The sequence below is a fragment of the Lentzea sp. NPDC054927 genome, from assembly GCF_053610285.1.
On record NZ_JBSGXZ010000028.1, the window covers coordinates 102,790 to 124,371 of the forward strand.

Annotated in this window: 26 protein-coding genes; 18 read left to right on the forward strand and 8 right to left on the reverse strand. The window is 68.2% G+C overall.

Annotated features, from left to right (window positions below):
- Positions 1 to 181: 181 nt before the first annotated feature.
- Complete coding sequence (locus tag ACWGE0_RS30120) at positions 182 to 592, reverse strand: DUF3151 domain-containing protein (protein WP_452264265.1); 411 nt, start codon at positions 590 to 592, stop codon at positions 182 to 184.
- 250 nt (positions 593 to 842) lie between these two features.
- Between ACWGE0_RS30120 and ACWGE0_RS30125 the strand changes: the two genes are divergently transcribed.
- Entirely contained in the window at positions 843 to 1,958 is a 1,116-nt protein-coding gene (locus ACWGE0_RS30125; protein WP_452264266.1) for a hypothetical protein, read from the forward strand.
- Here the strand turns inward: ACWGE0_RS30125 and ACWGE0_RS30130 are convergent.
- Positions 1,951 to 2,322 (reverse strand): winged helix-turn-helix transcriptional regulator, encoded by a 372-nt coding sequence (locus tag ACWGE0_RS30130; protein ID WP_452264267.1) that lies wholly within the window; start codon positions 2,320 to 2,322, stop codon positions 1,951 to 1,953. The two genes, ACWGE0_RS30125 and ACWGE0_RS30130, sit on opposite strands and share 8 nt — an antisense overlap.
- 84 nt (positions 2,323 to 2,406) lie before the next feature.
- On the opposite strand from ACWGE0_RS30130, the gene ACWGE0_RS30135 reads away from it, so the two are divergent.
- On the forward strand, positions 2,407 to 3,246 hold the full coding sequence (locus tag ACWGE0_RS30135; protein ID WP_452264268.1) for an SDR family oxidoreductase: 840 nt from the start codon (positions 2,407 to 2,409) through the stop codon (positions 3,244 to 3,246).
- A gap of 60 nt (positions 3,247 to 3,306) precedes the next feature.
- Here the strand turns inward: ACWGE0_RS30135 and fbaA are convergent, their stop codons facing one another.
- A complete protein-coding gene (fbaA, locus tag ACWGE0_RS30140; protein WP_452264269.1) occupies positions 3,307 to 4,341 on the reverse strand; it encodes a class II fructose-bisphosphate aldolase in 1,035 nt (344 codons plus the stop codon).
- A gap of 158 nt (positions 4,342 to 4,499) precedes the next feature.
- On the opposite strand from fbaA, the gene ACWGE0_RS30145 reads away from it, so the two are divergent.
- Positions 4,500 to 4,784: a DUF427 domain-containing protein gene (locus ACWGE0_RS30145; RefSeq protein WP_452264270.1), complete on the forward strand. Its 285-nt coding sequence runs from the start codon at positions 4,500 to 4,502 to the stop codon at positions 4,782 to 4,784.
- Here the strand turns inward: ACWGE0_RS30145 and ACWGE0_RS30150 are convergent.
- A complete protein-coding gene (locus ACWGE0_RS30150; RefSeq protein ID WP_452264271.1) occupies positions 4,774 to 5,547 on the reverse strand; it encodes an LLM class F420-dependent oxidoreductase in 774 nt (257 codons plus the stop codon). The two genes, ACWGE0_RS30145 and ACWGE0_RS30150, sit on opposite strands and share 11 nt — an antisense overlap.
- Positions 5,548 to 5,584: 37 nt before the next feature.
- Between ACWGE0_RS30150 and ACWGE0_RS30155 the strand changes: the two genes are divergently transcribed.
- Together ACWGE0_RS30155 and ACWGE0_RS30160 are read left to right on the forward strand one after the other, a co-directional pair.
- Positions 5,585 to 6,511, forward strand: coding sequence for an aldo/keto reductase (locus ACWGE0_RS30155; protein WP_452264272.1), 927 nt, complete (start codon positions 5,585 to 5,587; stop codon positions 6,509 to 6,511).
- Positions 6,512 to 6,555: 44 nt separating this feature from the next.
- Complete coding sequence (locus tag ACWGE0_RS30160) at positions 6,556 to 7,407, forward strand: SDR family oxidoreductase (RefSeq protein ID WP_452264273.1); 852 nt, start codon at positions 6,556 to 6,558, stop codon at positions 7,405 to 7,407.
- A gap of 130 nt (positions 7,408 to 7,537) precedes the next feature.
- Here ACWGE0_RS30160 and ACWGE0_RS30165 read toward each other — a convergent pair whose 3' ends face one another.
- The gene (locus ACWGE0_RS30165; protein ID WP_452264274.1) at positions 7,538 to 7,819 is read right to left on the reverse strand and encodes a YciI family protein; all 282 of its coding nucleotides are present in this window, start codon (positions 7,817 to 7,819) and stop codon (positions 7,538 to 7,540) included.
- Positions 7,820 to 7,859: 40 nt separating this feature from the next.
- Here ACWGE0_RS30165 and ACWGE0_RS30170 point away from each other — a divergent pair, with 40 nt between their 5' ends.
- The 10 genes from ACWGE0_RS30170 to ACWGE0_RS30215 all read left to right on the forward strand — a co-directional run bounded on the left by ACWGE0_RS30170 (position 7,860) and on the right by ACWGE0_RS30215 (position 16,292).
- Entirely contained in the window at positions 7,860 to 8,423 is a 564-nt protein-coding gene (locus ACWGE0_RS30170) for a SigE family RNA polymerase sigma factor (RefSeq protein WP_167972523.1), read from the forward strand.
- A gap of 151 nt (positions 8,424 to 8,574) precedes the next feature.
- The gene (locus ACWGE0_RS30175; RefSeq protein WP_452264275.1) at positions 8,575 to 9,486 is read left to right on the forward strand and encodes an ROK family protein; all 912 of its coding nucleotides are present in this window, start codon (positions 8,575 to 8,577) and stop codon (positions 9,484 to 9,486) included.
- Entirely contained in the window at positions 9,483 to 10,634 is a 1,152-nt protein-coding gene (gene nagA, locus ACWGE0_RS30180; protein ID WP_452264276.1) for an N-acetylglucosamine-6-phosphate deacetylase, read from the forward strand. Before ACWGE0_RS30175 ends, nagA begins: the two co-directional genes overlap by 4 nt.
- Positions 10,635 to 10,638: 4 nt before the next feature.
- A complete protein-coding gene (locus ACWGE0_RS30185; RefSeq protein ID WP_319964959.1) occupies positions 10,639 to 10,833 on the forward strand; it encodes a hypothetical protein in 195 nt (64 codons plus the stop codon).
- Between the two features lie 68 nt (positions 10,834 to 10,901).
- Positions 10,902 to 11,576 carry a DedA family protein gene (locus ACWGE0_RS30190; RefSeq protein ID WP_452264298.1) on the forward strand — a complete coding sequence of 225 codons (675 nt, stop codon included), beginning with the start codon at positions 10,902 to 10,904 and terminating at the stop codon, positions 11,574 to 11,576.
- Positions 11,577 to 11,654: 78 nt separating this feature from the next.
- Positions 11,655 to 12,926, forward strand: a complete 1,272-nt coding sequence (locus ACWGE0_RS30195; protein WP_452264277.1) for an FAD-dependent monooxygenase — start codon at positions 11,655 to 11,657, stop codon at positions 12,924 to 12,926.
- Positions 12,869 to 13,438 carry a TetR/AcrR family transcriptional regulator gene (locus ACWGE0_RS30200; protein WP_452264278.1) on the forward strand — a complete coding sequence of 190 codons (570 nt, stop codon included), beginning with the start codon at positions 12,869 to 12,871 and terminating at the stop codon, positions 13,436 to 13,438. Before ACWGE0_RS30195 ends, ACWGE0_RS30200 begins: the two co-directional genes overlap by 58 nt.
- Before the next feature lie 32 nt (positions 13,439 to 13,470).
- Positions 13,471 to 14,613 carry a glycoside hydrolase family 18 protein gene (locus ACWGE0_RS30205; RefSeq protein ID WP_452264279.1) on the forward strand — a complete coding sequence of 381 codons (1,143 nt, stop codon included), beginning with the start codon at positions 13,471 to 13,473 and terminating at the stop codon, positions 14,611 to 14,613.
- Between the two features lie 4 nt (positions 14,614 to 14,617).
- Complete coding sequence (locus tag ACWGE0_RS30210) at positions 14,618 to 14,821, forward strand: hypothetical protein (protein ID WP_452264280.1); 204 nt, start codon at positions 14,618 to 14,620, stop codon at positions 14,819 to 14,821.
- 34 nt (positions 14,822 to 14,855) lie between these two features.
- Positions 14,856 to 16,292: an amidohydrolase family protein gene (locus tag ACWGE0_RS30215; protein ID WP_452264281.1), complete on the forward strand. Its 1,437-nt coding sequence runs from the start codon at positions 14,856 to 14,858 to the stop codon at positions 16,290 to 16,292.
- On the opposite strand, the gene ACWGE0_RS30220 is transcribed toward ACWGE0_RS30215, so the two are convergent.
- Positions 16,289 to 17,665: an FAD-binding oxidoreductase gene (locus ACWGE0_RS30220; RefSeq protein ID WP_452264282.1), complete on the reverse strand. Its 1,377-nt coding sequence runs from the start codon at positions 17,663 to 17,665 to the stop codon at positions 16,289 to 16,291. The two genes, ACWGE0_RS30215 and ACWGE0_RS30220, sit on opposite strands and share 4 nt — an antisense overlap.
- A gap of 156 nt (positions 17,666 to 17,821) precedes the next feature.
- Between ACWGE0_RS30220 and ACWGE0_RS30225 the strand changes: the two genes are divergently transcribed.
- Both ACWGE0_RS30225 and ACWGE0_RS30230 read left to right on the forward strand, forming a co-directional pair.
- Positions 17,822 to 18,469: a DedA family protein gene (locus tag ACWGE0_RS30225; RefSeq protein ID WP_452264283.1), complete on the forward strand. Its 648-nt coding sequence runs from the start codon at positions 17,822 to 17,824 to the stop codon at positions 18,467 to 18,469.
- 61 nt (positions 18,470 to 18,530) lie between these two features.
- Entirely contained in the window at positions 18,531 to 19,520 is a 990-nt protein-coding gene (locus tag ACWGE0_RS30230) for a right-handed parallel beta-helix repeat-containing protein (protein WP_452264284.1), read from the forward strand.
- A gap of 10 nt (positions 19,521 to 19,530) precedes the next feature.
- On the opposite strand, the gene ACWGE0_RS30235 is transcribed toward ACWGE0_RS30230, so the two are convergent.
- Both ACWGE0_RS30235 and ACWGE0_RS30240 read right to left on the reverse strand, forming a co-directional pair.
- Entirely contained in the window at positions 19,531 to 20,166 is a 636-nt protein-coding gene (locus ACWGE0_RS30235; RefSeq protein WP_452264285.1) for a nucleoside/nucleotide kinase family protein, read from the reverse strand.
- Positions 20,130 to 20,975: a PfkB family carbohydrate kinase gene (locus tag ACWGE0_RS30240; protein WP_452264286.1), complete on the reverse strand. Its 846-nt coding sequence runs from the start codon at positions 20,973 to 20,975 to the stop codon at positions 20,130 to 20,132. Before ACWGE0_RS30240 ends, ACWGE0_RS30235 begins: the two co-directional genes overlap by 37 nt.
- A gap of 34 nt (positions 20,976 to 21,009) precedes the next feature.
- Here ACWGE0_RS30240 and ACWGE0_RS30245 point away from each other — a divergent pair.
- Positions 21,010 to 21,582: LacI family DNA-binding transcriptional regulator (locus ACWGE0_RS30245; protein WP_452264287.1), on the forward strand; the 573-nt coding region annotated here is incomplete at its 3' end.

Genomic DNA, 21,582 nt, shown 5'->3' on the forward strand with positions numbered 1-21,582 from the left:
GCCACCAGGCACAACCTGCGGGGTGCTCGGTCACATACCCGGCACGACCAGCGTCACACGTGCCACGCCGCAGCCGGACCAAGGCGAGACCGGTGTGCTGTTTTCGTGTGACAAGCAACCGGACCCCTGACTCCGCGAGCAGCGGCGTCAAGGGTCCGGAGCAGGTGAACCGCGGCCTGGATCAGACCAGGCCCAGCGCGGCCGGGGCCTTGGGGTCGGAGTCGGCGAGGAACTTGCTGCAGCGCTCCCACTCCTCGTCCTCCCCGATCTCGCGGGCGGCACGGGCCAGCGCGGCCAGCGCGCGCAAGAAGCCCTGGTTCGGCCGGTGGTCCCACGGCACGGGGCCGAAGCCCTTCCAGCCGGACCTGCGCAGCTGGTCGAGGCCGCGGTGGTAGCCGGTGCGGGCGTAGGCGTAGGCGGCGACGGGGTCGCCGGAGTGCAGTGCGCGTTCGGCCAGCAGGGCCCAGGCTTCGGAGAAGTCCGGGTATGCCCGCACGATCTTGCCGGGGTCGGTGCCACCGTCCGCGGCGGCCTGCGCCTCAGGGCGGTCGGGGAGACGGGTCGGCTCGGGCCCGAGGAGGTTCTCAACCATGCGGCCCATCGTGCCGCACGAACGCGTCCTGCTAGAGGAAGACCCTCATGACGGCGGCCACAACGGCCAGCATCAACGCGGTCACGAGCACTCCGGCGACGATCTTCTTGCTCATGGCCGTGCACTGTGCCGCGCTGGACCGAAGAGAGCAACGCCGTTCACCCGAAGGTGCACACGAATTGGAAACATCAGGGTAAAGCCAGGGTGAGTTGGGGTTCCTGGAGACCCGAACGCAGCTCATGATGTTCGGATGATTCAGGGGGTAAGGCAGTTCCGGGACCAGTACTGGGAGCGAGGCGCGCCGGGCAGGGACACACCGGTGAAGCTCACCAAGCAGCTCTACCAGCTGTGGCTCGTCGGTCTGCTGCTCAAGTTGCTCGGATCCTCGTGGGACGTCTCGTGGCACTTCAAGTGGTTGCGCGACGACCTCGCGCCGCCACACCTGATCAACACGGTCGGCACGGTGATCGTGGTCGGGCTGACGTTGTTCCACACGTTCACCGGCTACGGCGTCGACAAGCTGACGCTGCGGCTGATGCAGATCGGGTGCGGGATCTTCCTGGTCGCACTGCCGATCGACGTCATCAACCACCGGATCAACGGGCTCGACATCACCTCGTGGAGCGGCTCGCACGCGCTGCTCTACCTGGGCACGGCCGTGATGCTGGCCGGCGCGATCCGCGGGTGGATGAAGTACTTCCCCGAGGGCAACGCACGGACGTTCGGTCTCGTCGCCTTGTGGTTCTTCTTCCTGGAGAACGTCTGGTTCCCCAACCAGCACCAGGAGTACGGCGTGCGCGCGCTGCAGGCCTGGGACAGCGGCAAGGCCGAGGCCGAGCCGATCCTGCTGCAGTTCGCCGCCGACCAGCTCGGGGTCCCGGTCGGGCGCGAGGCGGTCGTGCACTTCGCGCTGCCCATCGCGGACTGGGTCTACCCGGTGTGGGGCCTCGTCGCGGCCGCCATCGTGCTGGTGATCGCCCGGCGCACGATCAACAAGCCCTGGGCCGCCACGGTCGTCGTGGGCGGTTATGTCGCGTACCGGTGCCTGATCTGGCCGTTGCTCGCGGGCATCGACTTCCCGAAGTCCGCCGTGCCGCTGTTCCTGATCTTCGTCGGGCTCGCGATCGACGCGGCGCACGCGATCAAGATGCCCACGCCGGCCGCGGCCGTGCTGGGGTCGGCGGCCGTCACCACGGTCGGCTACGTCGGCATCTGGTTCCAGCAGGAGTACCTGTGGGGGCCGCCCATCTCGTTCTCGTCGGCGGCGGTCACGGCCGTGCTGCTGGCGGTGTTGTGGACGGTCGGGGACATGCTGATCCACCGGCCGGAGACGCAGATGATCGCGTCGAGACTGAAACTCAGCTGAGCAGGTCCGCTGACAGCCGCTTGGTGATCCGGCCGAACAGCTCGGCCAGCGGCTCGCCGACGTCCCGCCCGAACTCGGTCAACCCGTAGGTGACCTGGGGCGGGGTCGTCGGCTCAACCTTGCGCCAGATCAGGCCGTCCTCGACGAGCCCGCGCAGCGTCTGGGAGAGCATCTTCTCGCTGATCCCCCGGATGCTCTCGCGCAGCTCGAAGAACCTGAGGTCGTTGGTCTGCAGGGAGATCAGCACCCAGATGCCCCACCTGCTGGTGACGTGGTCGACCATCTCGCGCGCCGGGCAGTCGGTGTGAAACACCTCATACCGCTCCGTCGACTCGGACCGCGTGAACTGAGTTCCGACCGCCATGTCTGGAGCTTACCTCCAGGTACGTCCTTACAAAAAGTAAGCCCGGTTCCTAACGTCGTGATCACAACGACGAAGGAGCTGGAAATGATCGTGGTGACTGGGGCGACCGGGAACATCGGCAGGCCGCTGACGCAGGCACTGGCCGAGTCGGGCGAGCAGGTGACGGCCGTGTCGCGGCACGCGGCGGAAGTGCCGGACGGCGTGCGGCACGTGGTGGCCGATCTCGCCGATCCGGCGAGCCTCGACCCCGCGCTGGCCGGCGCGAAGGCGTTGTTCCTGCTGCTGTCCGGCGACCTGCACGCGGCCGGCACCAACCCGGCCGACGTCATCGCCAGGGCCGCGGCGAGCGGGGTGCGCCGGGTCGTGCTGCTCTCCTCGCTGGGCGTGGTGACCAGGCCGTTCGGCCCGACCCGGATCGCCATGCGCGAGCTGGAGGACGGGCTGCGGGAGTCCGGTCTGGACTGGGCGATCCTGCGGCCGGGCGGCTTCGCGTCCAACGCCCTGTGGTGGGCCGAGCCGGTCCGCACGCAACGGGTCGTCGCCGCACCGTTCGGTGACGTCGGCGTGCCGATCATCGACCCGGCGGACATCGCCGAGGTCGCGGCCGCCTGCCTGCTGGACGACCGGCACACCGGTGGCGTGTACGAGTTGACGGGCCCAGAGGTGATCACGCCGCGCGAGCAGGCGGCGGCCATCGCGGCGGCGCTGAGCGAGCCGGTGCGCTTCCACGAGCTGACCCGTGCCGAGGCGAAGGCCGGCATGGAACGGATGATGCCGGGCGAGCTCGCCGACGACACCCTGGACATCCTCGGTTCGCCGACGCCGGCCGAGCAGCGCGTCAGCCCGGACGTGCAGGCGGTCCTCGGACGGGCGCCGCGCACGTTCGCCGACTGGGCCGCCCGCAACGTGGCCGCGTTCCGCTGAAACGAATGAAACGAAAAGGGCCCCGGCGTGCGTCGCCGGGGCCCTGGTAGTTCAAGCGGTTCAGCCCGCGATCATGCGGCCCGACGACTTGAGGTGCTCGCACGCCTGCGCGATGCGCGCGCCCATGGCCGTCTCCGCTGCCTTGAGGTAGCTGCGCGGGTCGTAGGCCTTCTTGTTGCCGACCTCGCCGTCGACCTTCAGCACGCCGTCGTAGTTCGCGAACATGTGCGCCGCGATCGGACGGGTGAAGGCGTACTGCGTGTCCGTGTCGATGTTCATCTTGATGACGCCGTACGACACGGCCTCGTGGATCTCCTCGAGCAGCGAGCCGGAGCCGCCGTGGAAGACCAGGTCGAACGGCTTCGAGCCGGCCGCGAGGCCCAGCTTCTCCGCCACCACGTCCTGGCCCTGCTTGAGGATCTCCGGGCGCAGCTTCACGTTGCCCGGCTTGTAGACGCCGTGCACGTTGCCGAACGTCGCGGCGAGCAGGTAGCGACCCTTCTCGCCGGCGCCGAGCGCCTCGACCGTCTTCAGGTAGTCCTCGGCGGTCGTGTAGAGCTTGTCGTTGATCTCGTTGTCGACGCCGTCCTCCTCGCCACCGACGACGCCGACCTCGATCTCGAGGACGAGCTTCGCCTTGGCGGACAGGTCGAGCAGCTCGCTCGCGATCTGGAGGTTCTCGTCCAGCGCGACCGCGGAGCCGTCCCACATGTGCGACTGGAACAGCGGGTTGCCGCCCTTGTCGACTCGCTCCTGGCTGATGGCGATGAGCGGACGCACGTACCCGTCGAGCTTGTCCTTCGGGCAGTGGTCGGTGTGCAACGCGATGTTCACGGGGTACTTGGCCGCGACGACGTGCGCGAACTCCGCGAGCGCCACGGCGCCGGTCACCATGTCCTTGACCTTGGTGCCCGAGGCGAACTCGGCACCGCCGGTCGAGACCTGGATGATGCCGTCGCTCTCAGCCTCGGCGAAGCCGCGCAGAGCCGCGTTGAGCGTCTCCGACGACGTGACGTTGATGGCGGGGTAGGCGAACTCGTTCGCCTTGGCCCGGTCCAGCATCTCCGCGTAGACCTCGGGAGTTGCGATGGGCATCGGTGGTCCTCCTCAGGCGCCCTGAACGGGTGTCAGCCCGCATCCTACGAGGCCGAGTCACGGGGCCAACTCGGCGGCCGACCCTATGACAGTGATCGATCAAGTAGCAGTTGACCAGGCGGTCCGCGCTACTCGCCGGTACGGGCACACTGGATGACATGGCAACCGCTCAGTGGAACGGCAAGATCATCGCCTCGAGCGACGACACCGTCGTGGTCGAAGGCAACCACTACTTCCCGCTGGAGTCCGTAGACCCGGCCGTGCTGAAGCCGGCCGACCACACCTCGCACTGCCCGTGGAAGGGCGACGCGAACTACTACTCGTTGCAGGTCGACGGCTCCGAGAACACCAACGCGGCCTGGTACTACGCGGAGCCGAAGGAGGCTGCCGCGCAGATCAGGGGCCGCGTGGCGTTCTGGAAGGGCGTCGAGATCAGCGCTTGAGCCCGAGGGCGTCGGCCAGTTCCGCGTGGTGGCCGTTCAGCGACTGGATGGCCACGTGGTCGGCGCCCGCGTCGACGTGCGCCCGCAACTTGGCCGCCACCTGGTCCGCGCTGCCGTGCGCGACCAACGCGTCCACGAGGCGGTCCGACCCCTTGACGTCCTCCGCGGTGAACCCGTAGCGCTGCCAGTTGTTCGTGTAGTTGGTGAGCGAGAAGTAGAACGAGAGCTTCTCGCGCGCGATGGCACGCGCGACTTCCGCGTCCTCTTCGACGACGACGGTCACCTCGGGCGCGAGGAGCTTGTCGCCGAGCACCTTGCGGGCCTCTGCCGTGTGCTCGACAGGCACGAGGTACGGGTGGGCGCCCGCGGTCCGTTCGGCGGCGAGCTTGAGGACCTTCGGGCCGAGCGCGGCGAGCACCAGCCGGTCGGCGGGCACGTCGAGCCGGTCGAGGTAGGACACGAGCTTGTCGTAGGGCTTCTCGTAGGCCTGGTCGAGCTGCGGGTGACCCACACCGACGCCGAGCAGGAACCTGTCGCTCGCGAGCCGGTGGAACTCGGCGGCGACCGCCTCCGGTTCCGACTGCCACACGTTGACGATGCCGGTCGCGATCGTGATCGACTTCGTGGTGTTCAACGCCTGCTCGACCAGGGTGATGTCCGGCGAGCCGCCGATCCAGAACGCCCCGTAGCCGAGCGCTTCGATCTCGCCGATCTTCCCGGCCCACTCGTGGTGCGAGCCCCATACCCCGAACGTTCCCAACATCCGAACTCCGATCGTCGCGACGGACTACCTTCGCAGTATGCCGATCTTGAGCACCACTGACTTGAACGTGTCCCGACTTTGCCTGGGGGGCAACGTCTTCGGCTGGACGGCTGACGAAGATGCCTCGTTCGCAGTGCTCGACGCCTACACCGCGGCGGGCGGGAACTTCGTCGACACCGCCGACGTGTACTCGGCCTGGGCGGACGGGAACTCCGGCGGCGAGTCGGAGACGATCATCGGCAGGTGGCTGGCCAAGCGTGGAACCCGCGACGACGTCGTCGTCGCCACCAAGGTCGGCATGCTCGCCGGGTTCAACAACCAGAAGCGCGACACGATCCTGACCAGCGCCGAGCGCTCGTTGAAGCGCCTCGGCACCGATCACATCGATCTCTACTACAACCACCTCGACGACGCGAACACGCCGCTCGAGGAGACGCTGGCCGCCTACGACCAGCTCGTCCGCGACGGCAAGGTCCGTCACCTCGCGGCGTCCAACTTCTCCGCCGAGCGGCTGGAGAAGGCCCTGGAGATCCAGGAACGCGAGGGCTTCGCGAAGTTCGTGGCCCTGCAGCCCGAGTACAACCTGGTCAGCCGCGACCAGTTCGAGGGCGAGCTGCAGGACACCGTCGCGAGGCACGGCCTGGCGACCGTGCCGTACTGGTCGCTCGCCAAGGGCTTCCTGACCGGCAAGTACCGGCCCGGCGTCGAGGTCCAGAGCGCACGGGCCGGCGCGGCCTCGAAGTACCTCGACGAGCACGGCCTGCAGGTTCTGGAGGTGCTCGACGAGCTGGCCGAGACGCACGAGACCACGGTGGCCTCGGTCGCCCTGGCGTGGCTTGCCCAGCAGCCGACGGTGGCCGCGCCGATCGCGTCCGCGCGCACGTTGGAGCAGCTCAGCGACCTCCTGCCGCTGCTCACCCTGGAGCTCACCCAGGCAGAGGCGGACCGTCTCAGCGCAATTTAACTTGCCAGTAGCTTACCGGGAGTAGGTTGCGTTACCGTGACGGCATGGACGTCACGGGCAAGGTGGTACTGATCACCGGCGCGGCCAGGGGCATCGGCGCCGAGGTGGCGAGGCAACTGGCCGCGCGCGGGGCTCGGCTCGCGCTCGTCGGGCTCGAAAAAGCCCAGCTCGAAGAGGTCGCCCAGCAGACCGGTGGCAAGGCGTGGGAAGCCGACGTCACGGACTGGGACGTCCTCGAACGCGTCATGAACGAGGCCGCGGACCACTTCGGCGGCATCGACGTCGTGGTGGCGAACGCGGGCATCGCGGCCACCGGGTTCGTGCGTTCGATGGACCCCAAGGCGTTCGAACGGGTCATCGAGGTCAACCTGCTCGGCGTGTGGCGCACGGTCCGCACGGCGCTGCCACACCTGATCAAGAGCCGCGGCTACTGCCTGGTCGTGTCGTCGCTGGCCGCGATCGTGCACATCCCCGGCAACGCGGCCTACTCGGCGGCCAAGGCGGGCTGCGAGGCGTTCGCCGACAGCCTGCGGGCCGAGGTCCGGCATCTCGGCGTGGACGTCGGCACCGCGTACTTCTCGTGGATCTCCACGGACATGGTCAACAGCGCCGACGAGCACCCGGTCTTCGGCAAGCTCCGCCAGGGCATGCCGGGCCTGGCGAGCAAGAAGTACCCGGTCCGCAACGTCGGCAAGGCCGTCGTGAGGGGCATCGAGAAACGTGCGAAGGCGGTCCACGTCCCCGGCTGGGTGGGCGCGCTGAAGTTCTTCCGCGCGTTCACGCCGATGGTCGTGGACCGCCAGGCGGTCGAGGAAGTGGCCGACGCCGACCGGCAGATGGCCGCGAGCGACACGTCAGGGCTGGTCGGGCCGGGCGGTAAGGCTGCTGCTCGCTGATTCGCGAGTTCGTGTCGGTCGTCCGGTCAACCGCTCGTGCCGAAATCGGCGAAGCCCATTTCGGCACGAGCGATTCGGCCGGACGACCGACTTGAAGACGAACTCGCCGCCGCGCCGGGGCGCGGCTATGTCACTGGAGCCAACTGCCGAGCAGCGCGTTCCAGACGCGGATCTCCCACTTCGTGATGACGTTCGCCGGCGTGTAGGGGTCGGCGGAGATGATCTCCTTCAACGCCGCCTCGTCCGCGGCTTCGTAGATGATCAACGCGCCGGTGTCGTCCGCGTAGGGACCGGCGGCGAGGACCACGCCTTTCTCCGACAGAGAAGCGATGTACTCGCGGTGCGCGGGACGTACTGCGAGACGCTTCTCGCGATCGGGACCGAACACCAATTCGACTGCAAAGCGGGCCATGCGACCACCGTAGCGACGGTGACCGGTACCGTCCTACCTTGTGGTTGGCGACGAAACACCGCGCACCGTGCAGGACACCCTGACCAACCTGCGAATCAAGGACGGCGTCGCAGGACCTCCTACAGGGCCCCTCACGCTCGAAGACCTGTACAAGCAGCACCGCATGCGCCTCGTCCGGCTCGCGCTGCTGCTGGTGGACGAGCCCTCGACAGCCGAGGACGTGGTTCAGGAGGCGTTCGCCGGCCTGCACCGCAACTGGAAGGGCCTGCGCGACGCACAGGCGGCCGTCGGTTACCTCCGCACGGCCGTGGTCAACGGGTCCCGCAGCGTGCTGCGCCGGCGCAAGACCGCCCGCGACTACACCCCGCCGCACGTCGCGAACGCGCGTTCGGCCGAGTCGCTCGCGATGCTGACCGCGGAGCACCAGGCCGTGGTCAAGGCGTTGCAGCAGCTGCCGCCGCGCCAGCGCGAGGTGCTCGTGCTGCGCTATTACGGCGACCTGTCCGAGGCGGAGATCGCCGAGGCCACCGGCATCTCGAAGGGCACCGTGAAGTCGACGGCCTCGCGTGCGCTGGACGCCCTGCAGAAGATCATGGCCGGCTGAGTCACCGCGGAACCGGACAGTAAGCAAACTTCACAGTCTTCCCAGTTGAGCCGTTTTGCCCGCTGCGGGCGGTTTCAGCTCGTAAGACCACGCGTCCAAATCGGTACTTGGTATAGACCAATAGGGCTCCGATGCCTCAGGATCAGTCCTCGTGGCACGCAGACACGTGGTCGCCGTTGACATCGGTGGCACCGAAACCAAGGCGGCGCTCGTCTCCGGCACCTCGGAGGCGGTGGCGGCGGAGAAGCACGCCCGCCGGGCGACTCCGACCGAGCTGGAGCCTCTGCTCGGGGTGATCGCCGAGCTCGTCGACGAGCTCAGGAGCGCCTCCGAGTACGAGATCGACGCCGTGGGCATCGTCGCCCCCGGCATCGTGGACGAGGCCAACGGCGTCGGCGTGTACACGACGAACCTGCCGTGGAGCCAGTTCCCGTTCAGCGCCGTCCTCACCGAACGGCTGGGCGTCCCGGTCGCGTTCGGCCACGACGTGCGCGCCGCCGGCCTCGCCGAGTGCCGGATGGGTGCCGCGAGGGGCCTGCGCAACGCGGTGATCCTGCCGATCGGCACGGGCATCGCGGGCGCGCTGCTGCTGGACGGGAAGATCTTCAGCGGCGACGGGTACGCGGGCGAGATCGGGCATGTGAACGTGGGCCACGGCGTGCCGTGCGCGTGTGGCCAGATCGGCTGTGTGGAGACGGTGGCGTCGTCCGCGGCGATCGCCCGCCGGTACACCGCACGTACCGGGAACCCCGTCAACGGCGCCGCTGATGTCGCCCGAAGGGTGAAAGACGGAGAGCAGGACGCCGTCGCCGTGTGGCACGAGGCCGTGGACGCGCTCGCCAGGGGGATCCTGGTGCTGGCGACGCTGCTCGGCCCGGAGGCCGTTGTGCTCGGCGGCGGGCTCGCGCTGGCAGGGGACCTGCTGGTGGAGCCGTTGCGGGAAAGGCTGGACGGGCTGATCGCCTTCCAGCGCCGACCGGAGCTGCGGCTCGCGGCGCTCGGCGACGAGGCGGGCTTCCTCGGCGCGGCGCTGCTGGCCATCGACATGCTGGAGGCGTCATGAGCACATGGGGTGGACCTGTCGACGTGACCCTGACCAATGGTCGGGTCGTCACGCCGGACAGGGTGCTCGAGAACGGGTGGGTCAGCATCAGGGACGGCAGGATCGCCGCGGTCGGTGAGGGTGTCGCGCCCGACGGCCCGACGACCGACGTCGGCGGCGGCACGATCGTGCCGGGGTTCGTCGACATCCACTGCCACGGCGGCGGCGGTGACGCGTTCACCAGCAGCGACCCGGTGAAGGTCCGCAAGGCCGCGTCCGCGCACCGCAGGCACGGCACGACGACCTTGCTCGCGTCACTCGTGTCGCGCCCGGTGCCGGAGCTGGCAGACCAGGTGTCCGCGCTGGCCGAGCTGGTCCAGGAGGGTGTCGTCGCAGGCATCCACCTCGAAGGACCGTTCCTGAGCGCGGCTCGGTGCGGCGCGCACGACCCGGCGATCCTGTGCCCGCCGGAGCAGACCGCGGTGACGAAGCTGCTCGACGCGGGCAAGGGCACCGTCCGGATGATCACCATCGCACCCGAGCTGGAGGGCGCGGTCCAGGCCGTGCACCAGCTCGTGGACAACAACGTCATCGCTGCCATCGGCCACACCGACGCGACCGAGGCGCAGGTCCGGCCTGCCGTCGACGCGGGTGCTTCGGTGGCGACGCACCTGTTCAACGGCATGCGCCCGTTGCACCACCGCGAGCCCGGTCCGATCGGCGCGCTGCTGGACGACGACCGCGTGACCGTCGAGCTCATCTGCGACCTCGTGCACCTGCACCCGACCGCCGTCCGCCTGGCCGCCCGGCACGCCGGTCTCAAGCGCACGATCCTGATCACCGACGCCATCGCGGCCGCTGGTGTCGGTGACGGCGTGTACGACGTGGGCGGGCTCGAAGTCCGGGTCGTCGACGGAGTGCCGACGCTGGCAGGCGGTGCGGCACTGGCCGGCAGCACGCTCACGATGGACATGGCGTTCCGCAACGCCGTCAACTCCTGCGGGCTGACGCTGCTGGAGGCCGTGCACGCCACCTCGACCCGCGGCGCGGAGCTCCTCGGTCTCGACACCGGCAAGCTGCAGGCGGGCTGTGCGGCCGACATCGTGGTGCTCGATGCAGAATTGAAGCCGAAGGACGTGTTGGTCAGGGGCGAGTGGGTCAAGGATTAGGTGCATGGCGGACGATCCGGAACGGCTGGTGACCGACGCGCTGCGGGCGCAGGCGACCAGCACCAATGCCGGATTTGCCGTACCTGTCCCGGTTTCCGATGAACGCCCAGGTCCGCTGTCGGTGTGGTGGGTGCTGGGTCTCGCGCTGCTGTTGGGCCTGGCAGCGGGCACGGTGGCCGCAGTGATCACGCTCAGCTGACCTGTACCGTTGTCGCCGTGACGATTGCATTGGGCCCTGACTGGCTGGACCCCGAAAAACTGCTGACGATGCTCGGCCCGTGGATGCTCGTCGGGCTGTGCTTGATCGTCTTCGCCGAGTGCGGGCTGCTCGTCGGGTTCTTCCTGCCGGGCGACTCGCTGCTGTTCACGGCGGGTCTTTTCGTCGCGGCAGGGCACATCTCGACGCCCCTCTGGGTCGTGTGCGTGCTGCTGGTGGTGTGCGCGTTCATCGGCAACGTCGCCGGCTACTACATCGGCCGCAAGGCAGGACCGGCACTGTTCAGCAAGCCGGAGTCGAAGATCTTCAAGAAGGAGTACGTCGACAAGACGCAGGAGTTCTTCGACAAGTACGGCCCGCGCGCCATCGTCCTCGCGCGGTTCGTGCCGATCGTCCGCACGTTCATCACGGCCATGGCCGGTGTCGGGCGGATGGACCCCAAGAAGTACTTCACCTACTCCGCGATCGGCGGCGTGGCGTGGGCGGCGGGCTTGACCGTGCTGGGCTACTTCCTCGGCCAGGTCGAGTTCATCCGCAAGAACCTGGAGCTCACGCTCATCGCGATCGTGCTGCTCTCGGTCGTGCCGATCATCATCGAGGTGATCAAGGCGCGCAAGGAGAAGAAGTCGCTCCTGCAGGAAGAGGCGGACGACATCACCCAGGTCATGGACGCCCAGCTGCACCAGGACGACTCGACGCAGATCATCCCCCGCGTCGAGCGCTGAACGCTCGAAGGGCCCGCCTGTTCCGGCAGGCGGGCTTTTCACTGGCCTAATTTGAATACAGAGCTGTACTGTATTCGTATGGTCATCATTGCGGGGGCGGGTCCGACCGGCTTGGCGCTGGCGTGCGGACTCCGGCAGTTCGGGGTGGACGTGCGGGTCGTGGACCAGGCGGAGGGGCCGGCCACGACGTCACGGGCGTTGGGGGTGCAGCCTCGCGGCGCCGAGGTGCTGGCACGGGTGGGCGCACTGGGCGACCTGCCGGAGAAGGCGGTCGAGCTCAGGGCGTTGCGCGTCGACGGCAGGATGGTGATGGATCTGGCGCGGATGGCGCAGGCCGGTGCGTTGATCGAGTCGCAGGCGATGGTGGAGGCACGGCTGCGCGACCGGCTCGCGACGCTCGGCGTCGCGGTGGAGTGGGAGACGCCGATCTCCGCGGTGCGGGAGTGGGACTGGTTGGTCGGGTGCGACGGGGCGCACTCGGCGGTGCGGAAGATGGCGGGCATCTCGTTCGACGGGGTGCCGGTGATGGAGAACTTCTTCCTTCAGGACGTGCACGGCGCGTGGGACCTGGACCGTTCGTCGGTGCACGTCCTCACCCGCGGCAACTCGATGACCGCGCTGTTCCCGTTGCCGGGCACCGATCTCTGGCGGGTGATGTCCCCGGACGGCGCCCGGTGGACGCCCGGCCCGGTCACCTCGACGGTGTGGGAGTCGACGTTCCGGATCCAGCGCCGGCTCGCGTCGGCGTACCGGCGCGGCAACGTCCTGCTGGCCGGCGACGCGGCGCACATCCACAGCCCGCTGGGCGGCCAGGGCATGAACACGGGCCTCGGTGACGCGGACAACCTGGCCTGGAAGCTCGCCCTGGTCGTGCAGGGCCGGGCGTCGGAGCGGCTGCTGGACAGCTACGAGGCCGAACGCCGGCCGATCGGCGCGCAGGTGCTCAGGTCGACCACGCCCGCGACGCGGATGGTCCTGGGTTCCGGTCGTGCGGCCCGGATCCTGCGCAACCGCGTGGCGTTCCCGCTCATGAGCATCGGCGTCCTGCAACGGAAGCTGATCCGGGCCGCGTCCCAGCTCGACGTCAGGTACTCACGCCCGCTGGGTGGCCCGCGCGTGCCGCTGTTCGCGAAGGTCGGCAAGTGGGTGCTGGCGGGGCCGGCGACGTGCCTGGAGGTGGCGCGGGACCGGCTCGGGGACGTCGTGCACCATGAACGCGCCGGTGACACGCTGCTGGTGCGCCCCGACGGCCACCTGGCGTGGCGCGGAACCTCCCCGGAAAGGCTTTCTGCGTGGCTGAACGAAGTGCTGGGCGTCCTCGAGACCCCGAGGCGGACCACGCGATCCTGACAGCGGCCTTCGAGCTGTTCCTGGAACGCGGCCTCGACGGCACCTCGATCGAGCAGGTGGCCAAGCGCGCGGGCGTGACCCGCGCAACGGTCTACCGTCGGTTCGCCACCAAGGAGGAACTCCTGTTCAGCGTGATCGAGCTGCCGCGCGACGTCGCGGCGCTCGATCCCGGGCGCATGGCCGTCGCGCCACCCGAGGAGATCGTGCGGGGATGGGCGGCGCTGATGTCGACGGCGCAGGCGATCCAGCTGCTGCGGCGGCTCGTGGGCGCGTCGGCGGACAACTTCCCGTTGATGCAGCGGTACTGGGAGCTGTTCATCGCGCCCCGCAGGGCCGTGCTGAAGGATGTCGTGCGTCCCGGATTTCCGCCCGGTACCGACCTCGACGTCGTCGTCGACATGGCCGCAGGTGCGCTTTTCTACCGCGTGCTGACCCGTCCGGAGCAGTACCCGCCCGCAGAACTCGAGACCTATCTCCACAAGGTGTTGCACCAGATCGGTTATCGCCCCTAGGTTCTAGTGGTCTGGACCACTGGAGGCCCGTGATGTCGTTGTTCCGCAAGGGATTGGCGGTCACCCTGGCCGCGCTTTCCGTCTCAGTTGGCATCGGTGTCGCCGACGCCTCGCCCAAGAAGATCGTCGGCGCCTACTACGGCAACTGGTACAGCGGCTCGAAACCGATCTCGTCGATTCCCACGAACACACCGATCACGCACCTGTTCTACGCGTTCGCACTGATCGAGAACGGCAAGTGCGTGATGCCCGCCGAGACCGCGGCCAAGGACTTCGCGGACATCCGGGATCTCAAGAAGCGCAAGCCTTCTCTCAAGGCGTTGATCTCGCTGGGCGGCTGGGGTGCCGGCGGTTTCTCCGACGCGGCGCTGACCCGTGAGTCCCGGTCCGTGCTGGTCAAGTCGTGCGTGGATCTCTTCTTCACCGACGGCACGTTCGACGGCATCGACCTCGACTGGGAGTTCCCGGTCTACGGCGGCCCGACGGAGATCACCGACCGGCCCGAGGACAAGCGCAACATGACGTTGCTGACGAAGGACTTCCGCCGCGCGCTCGGCAGGAAGCTCGTCACCGCGGCACTTCCCGCCGGACGTCTGCAGACCGACGGCCCGTACGACCCGGCGAAGTCGTTCGAGCTCCGCGAGCTGTCGCAGATCATGGACTTCATCAACGTCATGACCTACGACCTGGGCACCGGCTTCTCGCCCGTGGCCACGTTCAACGCCGGGTTCCGCGAGGTCGCCGACGACCCGATGCCCGCGGCCGACCGCAAGTGGAACAACGTCGTCGGCGCCATCAACTACTACCAGCGGCACGGCGTCTCGCCGCGCAAGATGGTGCTGGGCACGCCTTTCTACGGCCGCGGCTTCAACGTGAAGACCGAAGGCCCGCAGCACGGCCTCTACCAGGCCTACGACAGCGCGTTCTGGGTCGACGGCTACGACGAGGCGCTGAAGCTGAAGGCGACTCCCGGCTGGAAGGAGTACTGGCACCCGGTCGCGCAGTCGCCGTGGCTCTACAACGCGGCCGAGAAGAAGTTCGTGTCGTACGAGAACCCGCGGTCGATCGGGATCCGTGCGGACTTCGCTCGCTCACGTGGACTGCTCGGCACGTTCATGTGGGAGCTCGGGCACGACGACGCCCAGCACTCGTTGCTGAAGGCGATGTCGCGCTGAACTCATGTGCCCTCAAGCGGAAGACCGCATCGCACTGCTGCGTCAGGCGTTGGCCAGCCGGGACGCGTGGCAGGTGGCGGCCGCACTGAAATACATCGCCGACAAGCTGGAGCACGAGCACCGCGCGGCGCTGGTGCCCCAGCTCGTCGAGCTCAGCGGCAATCCGCTCTGGGCGTCCGACGCACGTGCGGTGCTCGAAAGGATTTGAGTCTGACGCTACGTCAAGGTGTTGGTTGAACGGCATGACCGACACCACTCGACGTGAAGTGCTGGGATGGCTGGCCGGACTCGGTGCGGCAGCGGGCGCGGGCCTGCTGCTGCCCGGTCAGGCCGGCGCGTCCACGAGCGTCACCGCCCTGCGCGGCGTGACGCTCATCGACTCGTCCGGCATTCGACCCAACGCGACGATCGTGTTGGCGGACAACAAGGTTCTCGCGGTCGGCTCGTGCGACCTGCCGTTGCCACGCGGCTCCACGGTGCTGGACCTGGCCGGGAAGTTCGTCATCCCCGGCCTGTGGGACATGCACGTGCACGGCGCGTACATGGACCGGATCATGTTGCCGCTGTGCCTGGTCAACGGTGTGACGGGCATCCGCGAGATGTGGGGCTTCCCGCCGATCTACGAGCTGCGCGACCGGATCGAGCGCGGTGAGGTGTTCGGGCCTCAGCTGATCGTCGGCAGCACGATCGTCGACGGGCCGCACTCCACGCTGCCCGGCGCGTTGATCGTCAGCACGCCGGACGAGGGCCGGAAGGCCGTGCGGGACGTCAAGGTCCAGGGCGCGGACTTCGTGAAGGTCTACTCGTACCTGGACCGGGCAACGCTGACGGCCATCGCGGACGAGTGTTCGAAGCAGGACATCACCTTCGCCGGGCACTGCTCGATCCACGTGCCGCTCGGCGACGCGAGCGACCTGGGACAGCGCACGTTCGAGCACATGTACGGCCTGCCGCTGGCGACCAGCTCGAAGGAAACCCAGCTGCGCCAGGCGATCGCGGACCTGCCGCTCGACCCGGCGAACCCGTTCGCGTGGTTCAAGCAGGTGCTGGAGTTCGAACGGCAGGCAGCCCTGTCGCACAGCCGAGGCAAGGCCGTGCATCTCGCGAAACGGTTGCAGCGCAACAACTCCGCACTCGTCCCGACGATGGTCACGATGCGGGTGTTGGCCAGCCCGCCGGACCGGTTCGCGAACGACCCGCGGATCAGGTACATGCCCGCGTTCTACCGGGACTTCTGGCGTGACGGGCTGAAGAACTGGGCTCCGGTGACCGAGCAGGAGATCCGGCAACAGGCCGAGTTCTTCCGGCGCCGCCAGGACCAGGTCGCCGAGATGCACGACCACGGCGTCGAGATCCTGGTCGGCACGGACGCGGGCAACCCGTACTCGTTCCCCGGCTTCTCGGTGCACGACGAGCTGGAACTGCTGGTCGAGGCGGGCCTGTCGGCGAAGGCGGCGCTGAAAGCCGGCACCAGGGGCGCCGCGGTCAAGCCCGGCGAGGCGGCGAACCTCGTCGTGCTGGACGGCAACCCGCTCAAGGACATCCGCAACACACAACGGATCCACACCGTGCTGACCCGAGGCGAGGTCCTCGGGCCGGCTGAACGGCAGCAGATGCTCGCGGACGTGGAGAAGGCCGCTCAGGAACCGTTCCCCGCGGCCGCGCGCACCTGCTGTTAGAGGCTGAACATCGAGCCAGGGTTGAAGAGGTTCTCCGGGTCCAGCGCGCGTTTGATCTCGCGGTGGACCCGGAGGCCGACCGGCCCGATCTCCTTCGCCAGCCACTCACGCTTGATCTTGCCGATGCCGTGCTCACCGGTGACCGTGCCGCCCAGCGAGAGACCCACGGCCAGGATGTCGTCGAACGCCTTCTGGGCGCGCGCGAACTGGTCGGCGTCGGCGGGGTCGTAGACGATCGTCGGGTGCATGTTGCCATCGCCCGCGTGGCCGATGACGGCGATCTTGAGGCCGACCTCCTCGGCGATGTCCTCACAGCCCTGGATGAGCTCGGCGATGCGGGTGCGGGGCACGCACACGTCGTCGGTCAGCCACGAGCCGTAGACCTCCAACGCGGTGAGGACGGCTCGGCGCGCGGTCAGCAGGTCGCGGCCCTCGTTGACGTCGTGCGTCGCGTAGACGAGATCGGCCTCCAGGCAGATCTCCTCGATCTTCTGGAGTTCGTGCCTGGCCTGCTCGCCGCCCGCATCGGACTGGCAGATCAGCAACGCCGCGCAGCCGGGTCCGGCGCCGAGTTCGGTCTTCAGGTACTGCTCGACGGCTTCGATCGCAGTCCGGTCCATGATCTCCATCAGCGACGGCACCAGGCCCTCGCGGACGATCCGGCTGACTGCGGCGCCGGCGGTCGCGGTGCTGCTGAACGCGGCGACCAGCGTGGCGGGGGCCTGCGGGAGCGGCTTCAGCGCCAGGGTGGCCTTGGTGATCACACCGAGCGTGCCCTCGGAGCCGATGAACAGCTTGGTCAGGTCGTAGCCCGCGACGCCCTTGACCGTGCGACGGCCGGTCCGGAGCACCTCGCCGTCGGCCAGGACGACCTCGAGGCCCAGGACCGAGTCGGTGGTCACGCCGTACTTCACGCAGCACAGGCCGCCGGCGTTGGTGGAGAGGTTGCCGCCGATCGTGCACCAGTCGTAGCTGCTCGGGTCCGGCGGGTAGAACAGGCCGTTCTTCTCGACGGCGCCGCGCAGGTCGAGGTTGACGACGCCGGGTTCGACCACGGCGAGACGGTTGTCGGTGTCGATCTCGACGATCGCGTCCATCTTGGTCGTGACGAGCACGACACAGCCGTCGATGGCGTTCGCGGCGCCGGAGAGGCCACTGCCCGCACCGCGAGGAACGATGGGGACCTGGGCGCTCGCGCAGGCCCGCACGACCGCCTGGACCTGCTCGGTGTTCAGCGGGAACACCACGGCCAACGGGCTGCCGTGCGGCGCCAGCGGCATCATGTCGCGCTGGTAACTCGCGGTGACATCGGCGTCGGTCAACACCCCGGAGTCGCCGACGGCGGTGCGGAGTTCAGCGAGCAACGTCTCCATATCTCCCACGCTAGTCCGATTCGGCTGGTTCACTCGAAAGTGATCCCAACGGAAGGGTGTTCACGTGGTGACCGAACGTGCTCAATCAGGATTTCGTCGTCCCGTCAGACCGATGTCGCCGTGCCACCGGCGCAGCACGACGTAGGCTGGCTCACCGTGGCACATGCTTTCGCCTCGCTGGAGACCGCTGGTCCGGTGGCCGTGTGGGTCATCGTGCTCAGCTTCATCTTCGTCGAGTGCGCATTCATCTTCGGACTGTTCCTGCCTGGTGACTCGCTGCTGTTCGCCGCCGGCGTGGTGCTGGCGACGCACAACAGCGAACTGTCGGCGTGGGCGCTGTCCCTCGCGGCCCTGATCGTCGCCGTCGTCGGCAACCAGGTCGGGTACTTCATCGGCAGGGGCACCGGCACCCGTGTGCTCGCTCGCAAGGGCGGCAAGGTGCTGAACCGGCAGAACCTCAAACGGGCGGGCGACTTCCTCGACCGGCGCGGGTTCTGGGCCGTCGTGCTCGCCCGCTGGCTGCCGTGGATCCGCACGCTGGCGCCGATGATCGCCGGTGCCGCGCGGATGGACCTCCGCCGGTTCACGCTGGCCACCACCCTCGGCGCCATCGCGTGGGTACCGACGCTGGTGCTCGCCGGCTACTACGGCGCCGGCATCCTGCAGCAGCTCCCGTGGCTGGAGACAGCCGCGCTGGTCGTCAGCATCGCGTTCTTCCTCGGTGGCACCGGGTGGGGCATCTGGCGTTACCGCCAGGAGATGCAGAAGCCCATCGACGAAACGGTCGAAGTCGGAACGAACTAGCGACAAATCGCATCAATTCTGCCAGCCTGTTCTTTCACGCAAAAGAACGGGGAGGTCTGACGTGCGATTTGTAGGTGTATTCGCCGTTTTAATTGCACTGTTCGGGGGAGTAACACCGGCTCACGCAGGAGCGATGCCGCAATGCGGTGACACGCTCAGACAAAGCGTCAAGTTGACGGCCGATCTGGTGTGCACCGGAACGGCCGGCCTCATCATCGGGGCCAACGGGGTGACGCTCAACCTCAACGGGCACACGCTGAGTGGTTCCCCCACTCTCAGCATGACCGATGTGGACGGCACGACGATCCGCAACGGCACGGTGGCCGGCGTCAACATCGTCGCGGACAACGCGACCAACACGAGGTTCATCGACTCGACCGTCGGCAACTGGAACGGAACCTACTTCTGGAACGGCACGACGTCCGTGACGTTCCTGCGCAGCAGGGTCGACGCGTGGAGGCTCTTCTGCGGCGCAGAGTGCCGCCTCCTGCACAGCAGCTTCACCATTGACCAGATCGGCGCGGACCACGTCGTCGTCCAGGGCGACCAGGGGCAGACCAACCTGATCAACTTCGTCGGTGCCGTCGTGGCCGACATCGTCAACACCAAGCTGGCCGCCTTCTCGATCGGCGGGTCCGAGCGGCTGACCATCCGCGACAGCGAGCTCGACGGGTTCGAGCTGATCGCGACCGGCCGGATCGAGCTGCTGCGCAACACGTTCAGCGGCGGCAACTGGGTCGGCGTCCACCGGCAGGTCAACGGCGTCATCCGCGGCAACAGGTTCGAGAAGATGAAATCCGCCGGCCTGTTCGTCGACCCGAAGGAAACGCTCACCGGCCCGCTGGTGATCGAACGCAACACATTCGCCGAAAACGTCGGGGACGGCCTGCGCATCAACGTGCCTATTCCACTCGACATCACCGTGCGCAAGAACACGAGCGAGAACAACGGTCAATACGGAATGTGGGCGACCGCGGGCACGGTGACGGACGGCGGCAACAACGTCTCGACCAACGACCCGCTCGGCTGTTTCACCATCGTCTGCGGCTGAAACTCCCCGGCTAAAGCACTTCCGTGATCAGCAGGTCGGCTGATCCCTTCGACGAGTTGACCATCAACGCGTTGACGTGGTCCGTGCCGTGCAACACCCGTTCCTCCGCCTCCGACAAGGTGCGCCCGTACCGCAGGTGGCGGTCGATCAGGCGTTGCACGCGCACGTCCTCATCGATGAACAGGAACCACGCCTCGTCCAGGATGATCCGGACGCGCTTCCACTTGTCGTAGTTGAGCAGCAGGTAGTTGCCCTCGGTGACGACGAGCGGGACGTCCGGGTGCACCGGCACCGCACAGGCGACCGGCTCCTCGATCTCGCGGCGGAACTCCGGCGCGTAGATCATGTCCGGCCCGCACGCCTTGATCCGGCCGAGCAGGTCCACGTAGCCGGGGATGTCGAACGTGTCCGGCGCGCCCTTGCGTTCGACCAGCCGCAGCCGTTCGAGCTCGCTCTGCGCGAGGTGGAAGCCGTCCATGCCGACGAGCACCGCCTGGCCGTCGAGGGCCTCGACGAGCCGTCGCGCGAGTGTCGACTTGCCCGAACCGGGTGCGCCTCCGATGCCGAGAATCTTGCGCTCACCCTGATCGGTGAGCACTCGAGCCCGCTCTAGCAGCTCGTCGAACCTGACCTGCTGTCCTGCCACCGTGCCAGCCTCTCAACCCAGTCCCCGACCGCGCCGACGCGAACAACGGCCGCTGCCGACGCGAAGCCGATGGCCTCCACCGGTTCCGCACCTGACGCCAGCGCGTAGGCGTACGCGCCGTGCCAGACGTCCCCGGCACCGTTCGTGTCCTTCACCTCCACCGCCGGCACGGCCACCTCTCCGGTCGAGCCGTTCCGCGACCAGGTCACCGGCTCCGCACCTTGAGTGCGGATCACCAGCGGCACCCCGTACGAGTGCACCTCGGCGTCGGACAGCTCGAACCCCGAAGCGCAGGCGGCCACGTCGACCAGCGGCAACAGGTGATCGAGGACAGGTTTCCAGCTCCCGGCGTCGAGCACCACAGGCAATCCAGCCGCTTTCGCCTGCTGGGCGACGGGGATCACCAGGCCGTCGTGGTGTCCGTCCAAGAGCACGACGTCCGCGGCGGCCAGCAGCCCGGACAAATCCGGCGCCGTGACGGGCACCGAGGCGTTGCGCGAGACCACCGTGCGCTCCCCATCAGCGTCTCTGACGACGACCATGCTGACCGGCGTCGTGCCCGCGACGGCGGTGACTTGGACCGGGTCCAAGGACGCACGGACGAATTCCCCCAGTGCGTCGGCACCCAACGCGGTGAGCAGTGACGATTCTCCGCCCAGCGCGGCGACGGCACGGGCCGCGTTCGCCGCGGGACCACCGGGCGACAGGACCGCGTCGAGCGAGCGGACCTTCTGCCCGGGATCCGGGAACGCGTCCACCCGTTGAGTCACGTCGAGAGTTGTGAGCCCGACACACAGCACGGCTGCCATCTGGGCTTCCTCCATACGGGTAAGGTCCCTGGCCATGGTCACCATGCGGGATGTCGCGGCTCTCGCGGGGGTCTCCATCACCACGGTGTCACACGTGATCAACGAGACCAGGCCCGTCGCCGGAGACACGCGAGAGCGCGTCCAGAAAGCGATCGACGAAACCGGGTACACGGGTGACGCCATCGCGCGATCGCTGGTCATGGGTGGCACCAAGTCGCTGGGCCTCGCGGTGTCGCTGGTCTCCCACCCGTACTTCGCCGAGCTGATCGCCGCCATCGAGAACGAAGCGACGAGATGCGGCTACTCGCTCGTGCTGATCGACACCAGAGACACCCCCGAGTCCGAGCAGACAGCGGTCAGAATGCTGCGCTCGCGAAGAGTCGACGGCCTGCTGCTGACACCGTCGGCCGGCACCGGGGGCAGCCTCGCCCTGCCGGAGCTCAAGAAGCTCGGCATCCCGACGGTGCTGGTGGACCGGCTGACCGTGGCCAAGGACATCGACCAGGTCGGCCCCGAGAACGTCCAGGCCACCTCCGGCCTGGTGAAGCACCTCGCGGAACTGGGGCACCGGCGGATCGGCATCGTCTGCGGCAAGACGGGCGTGGCG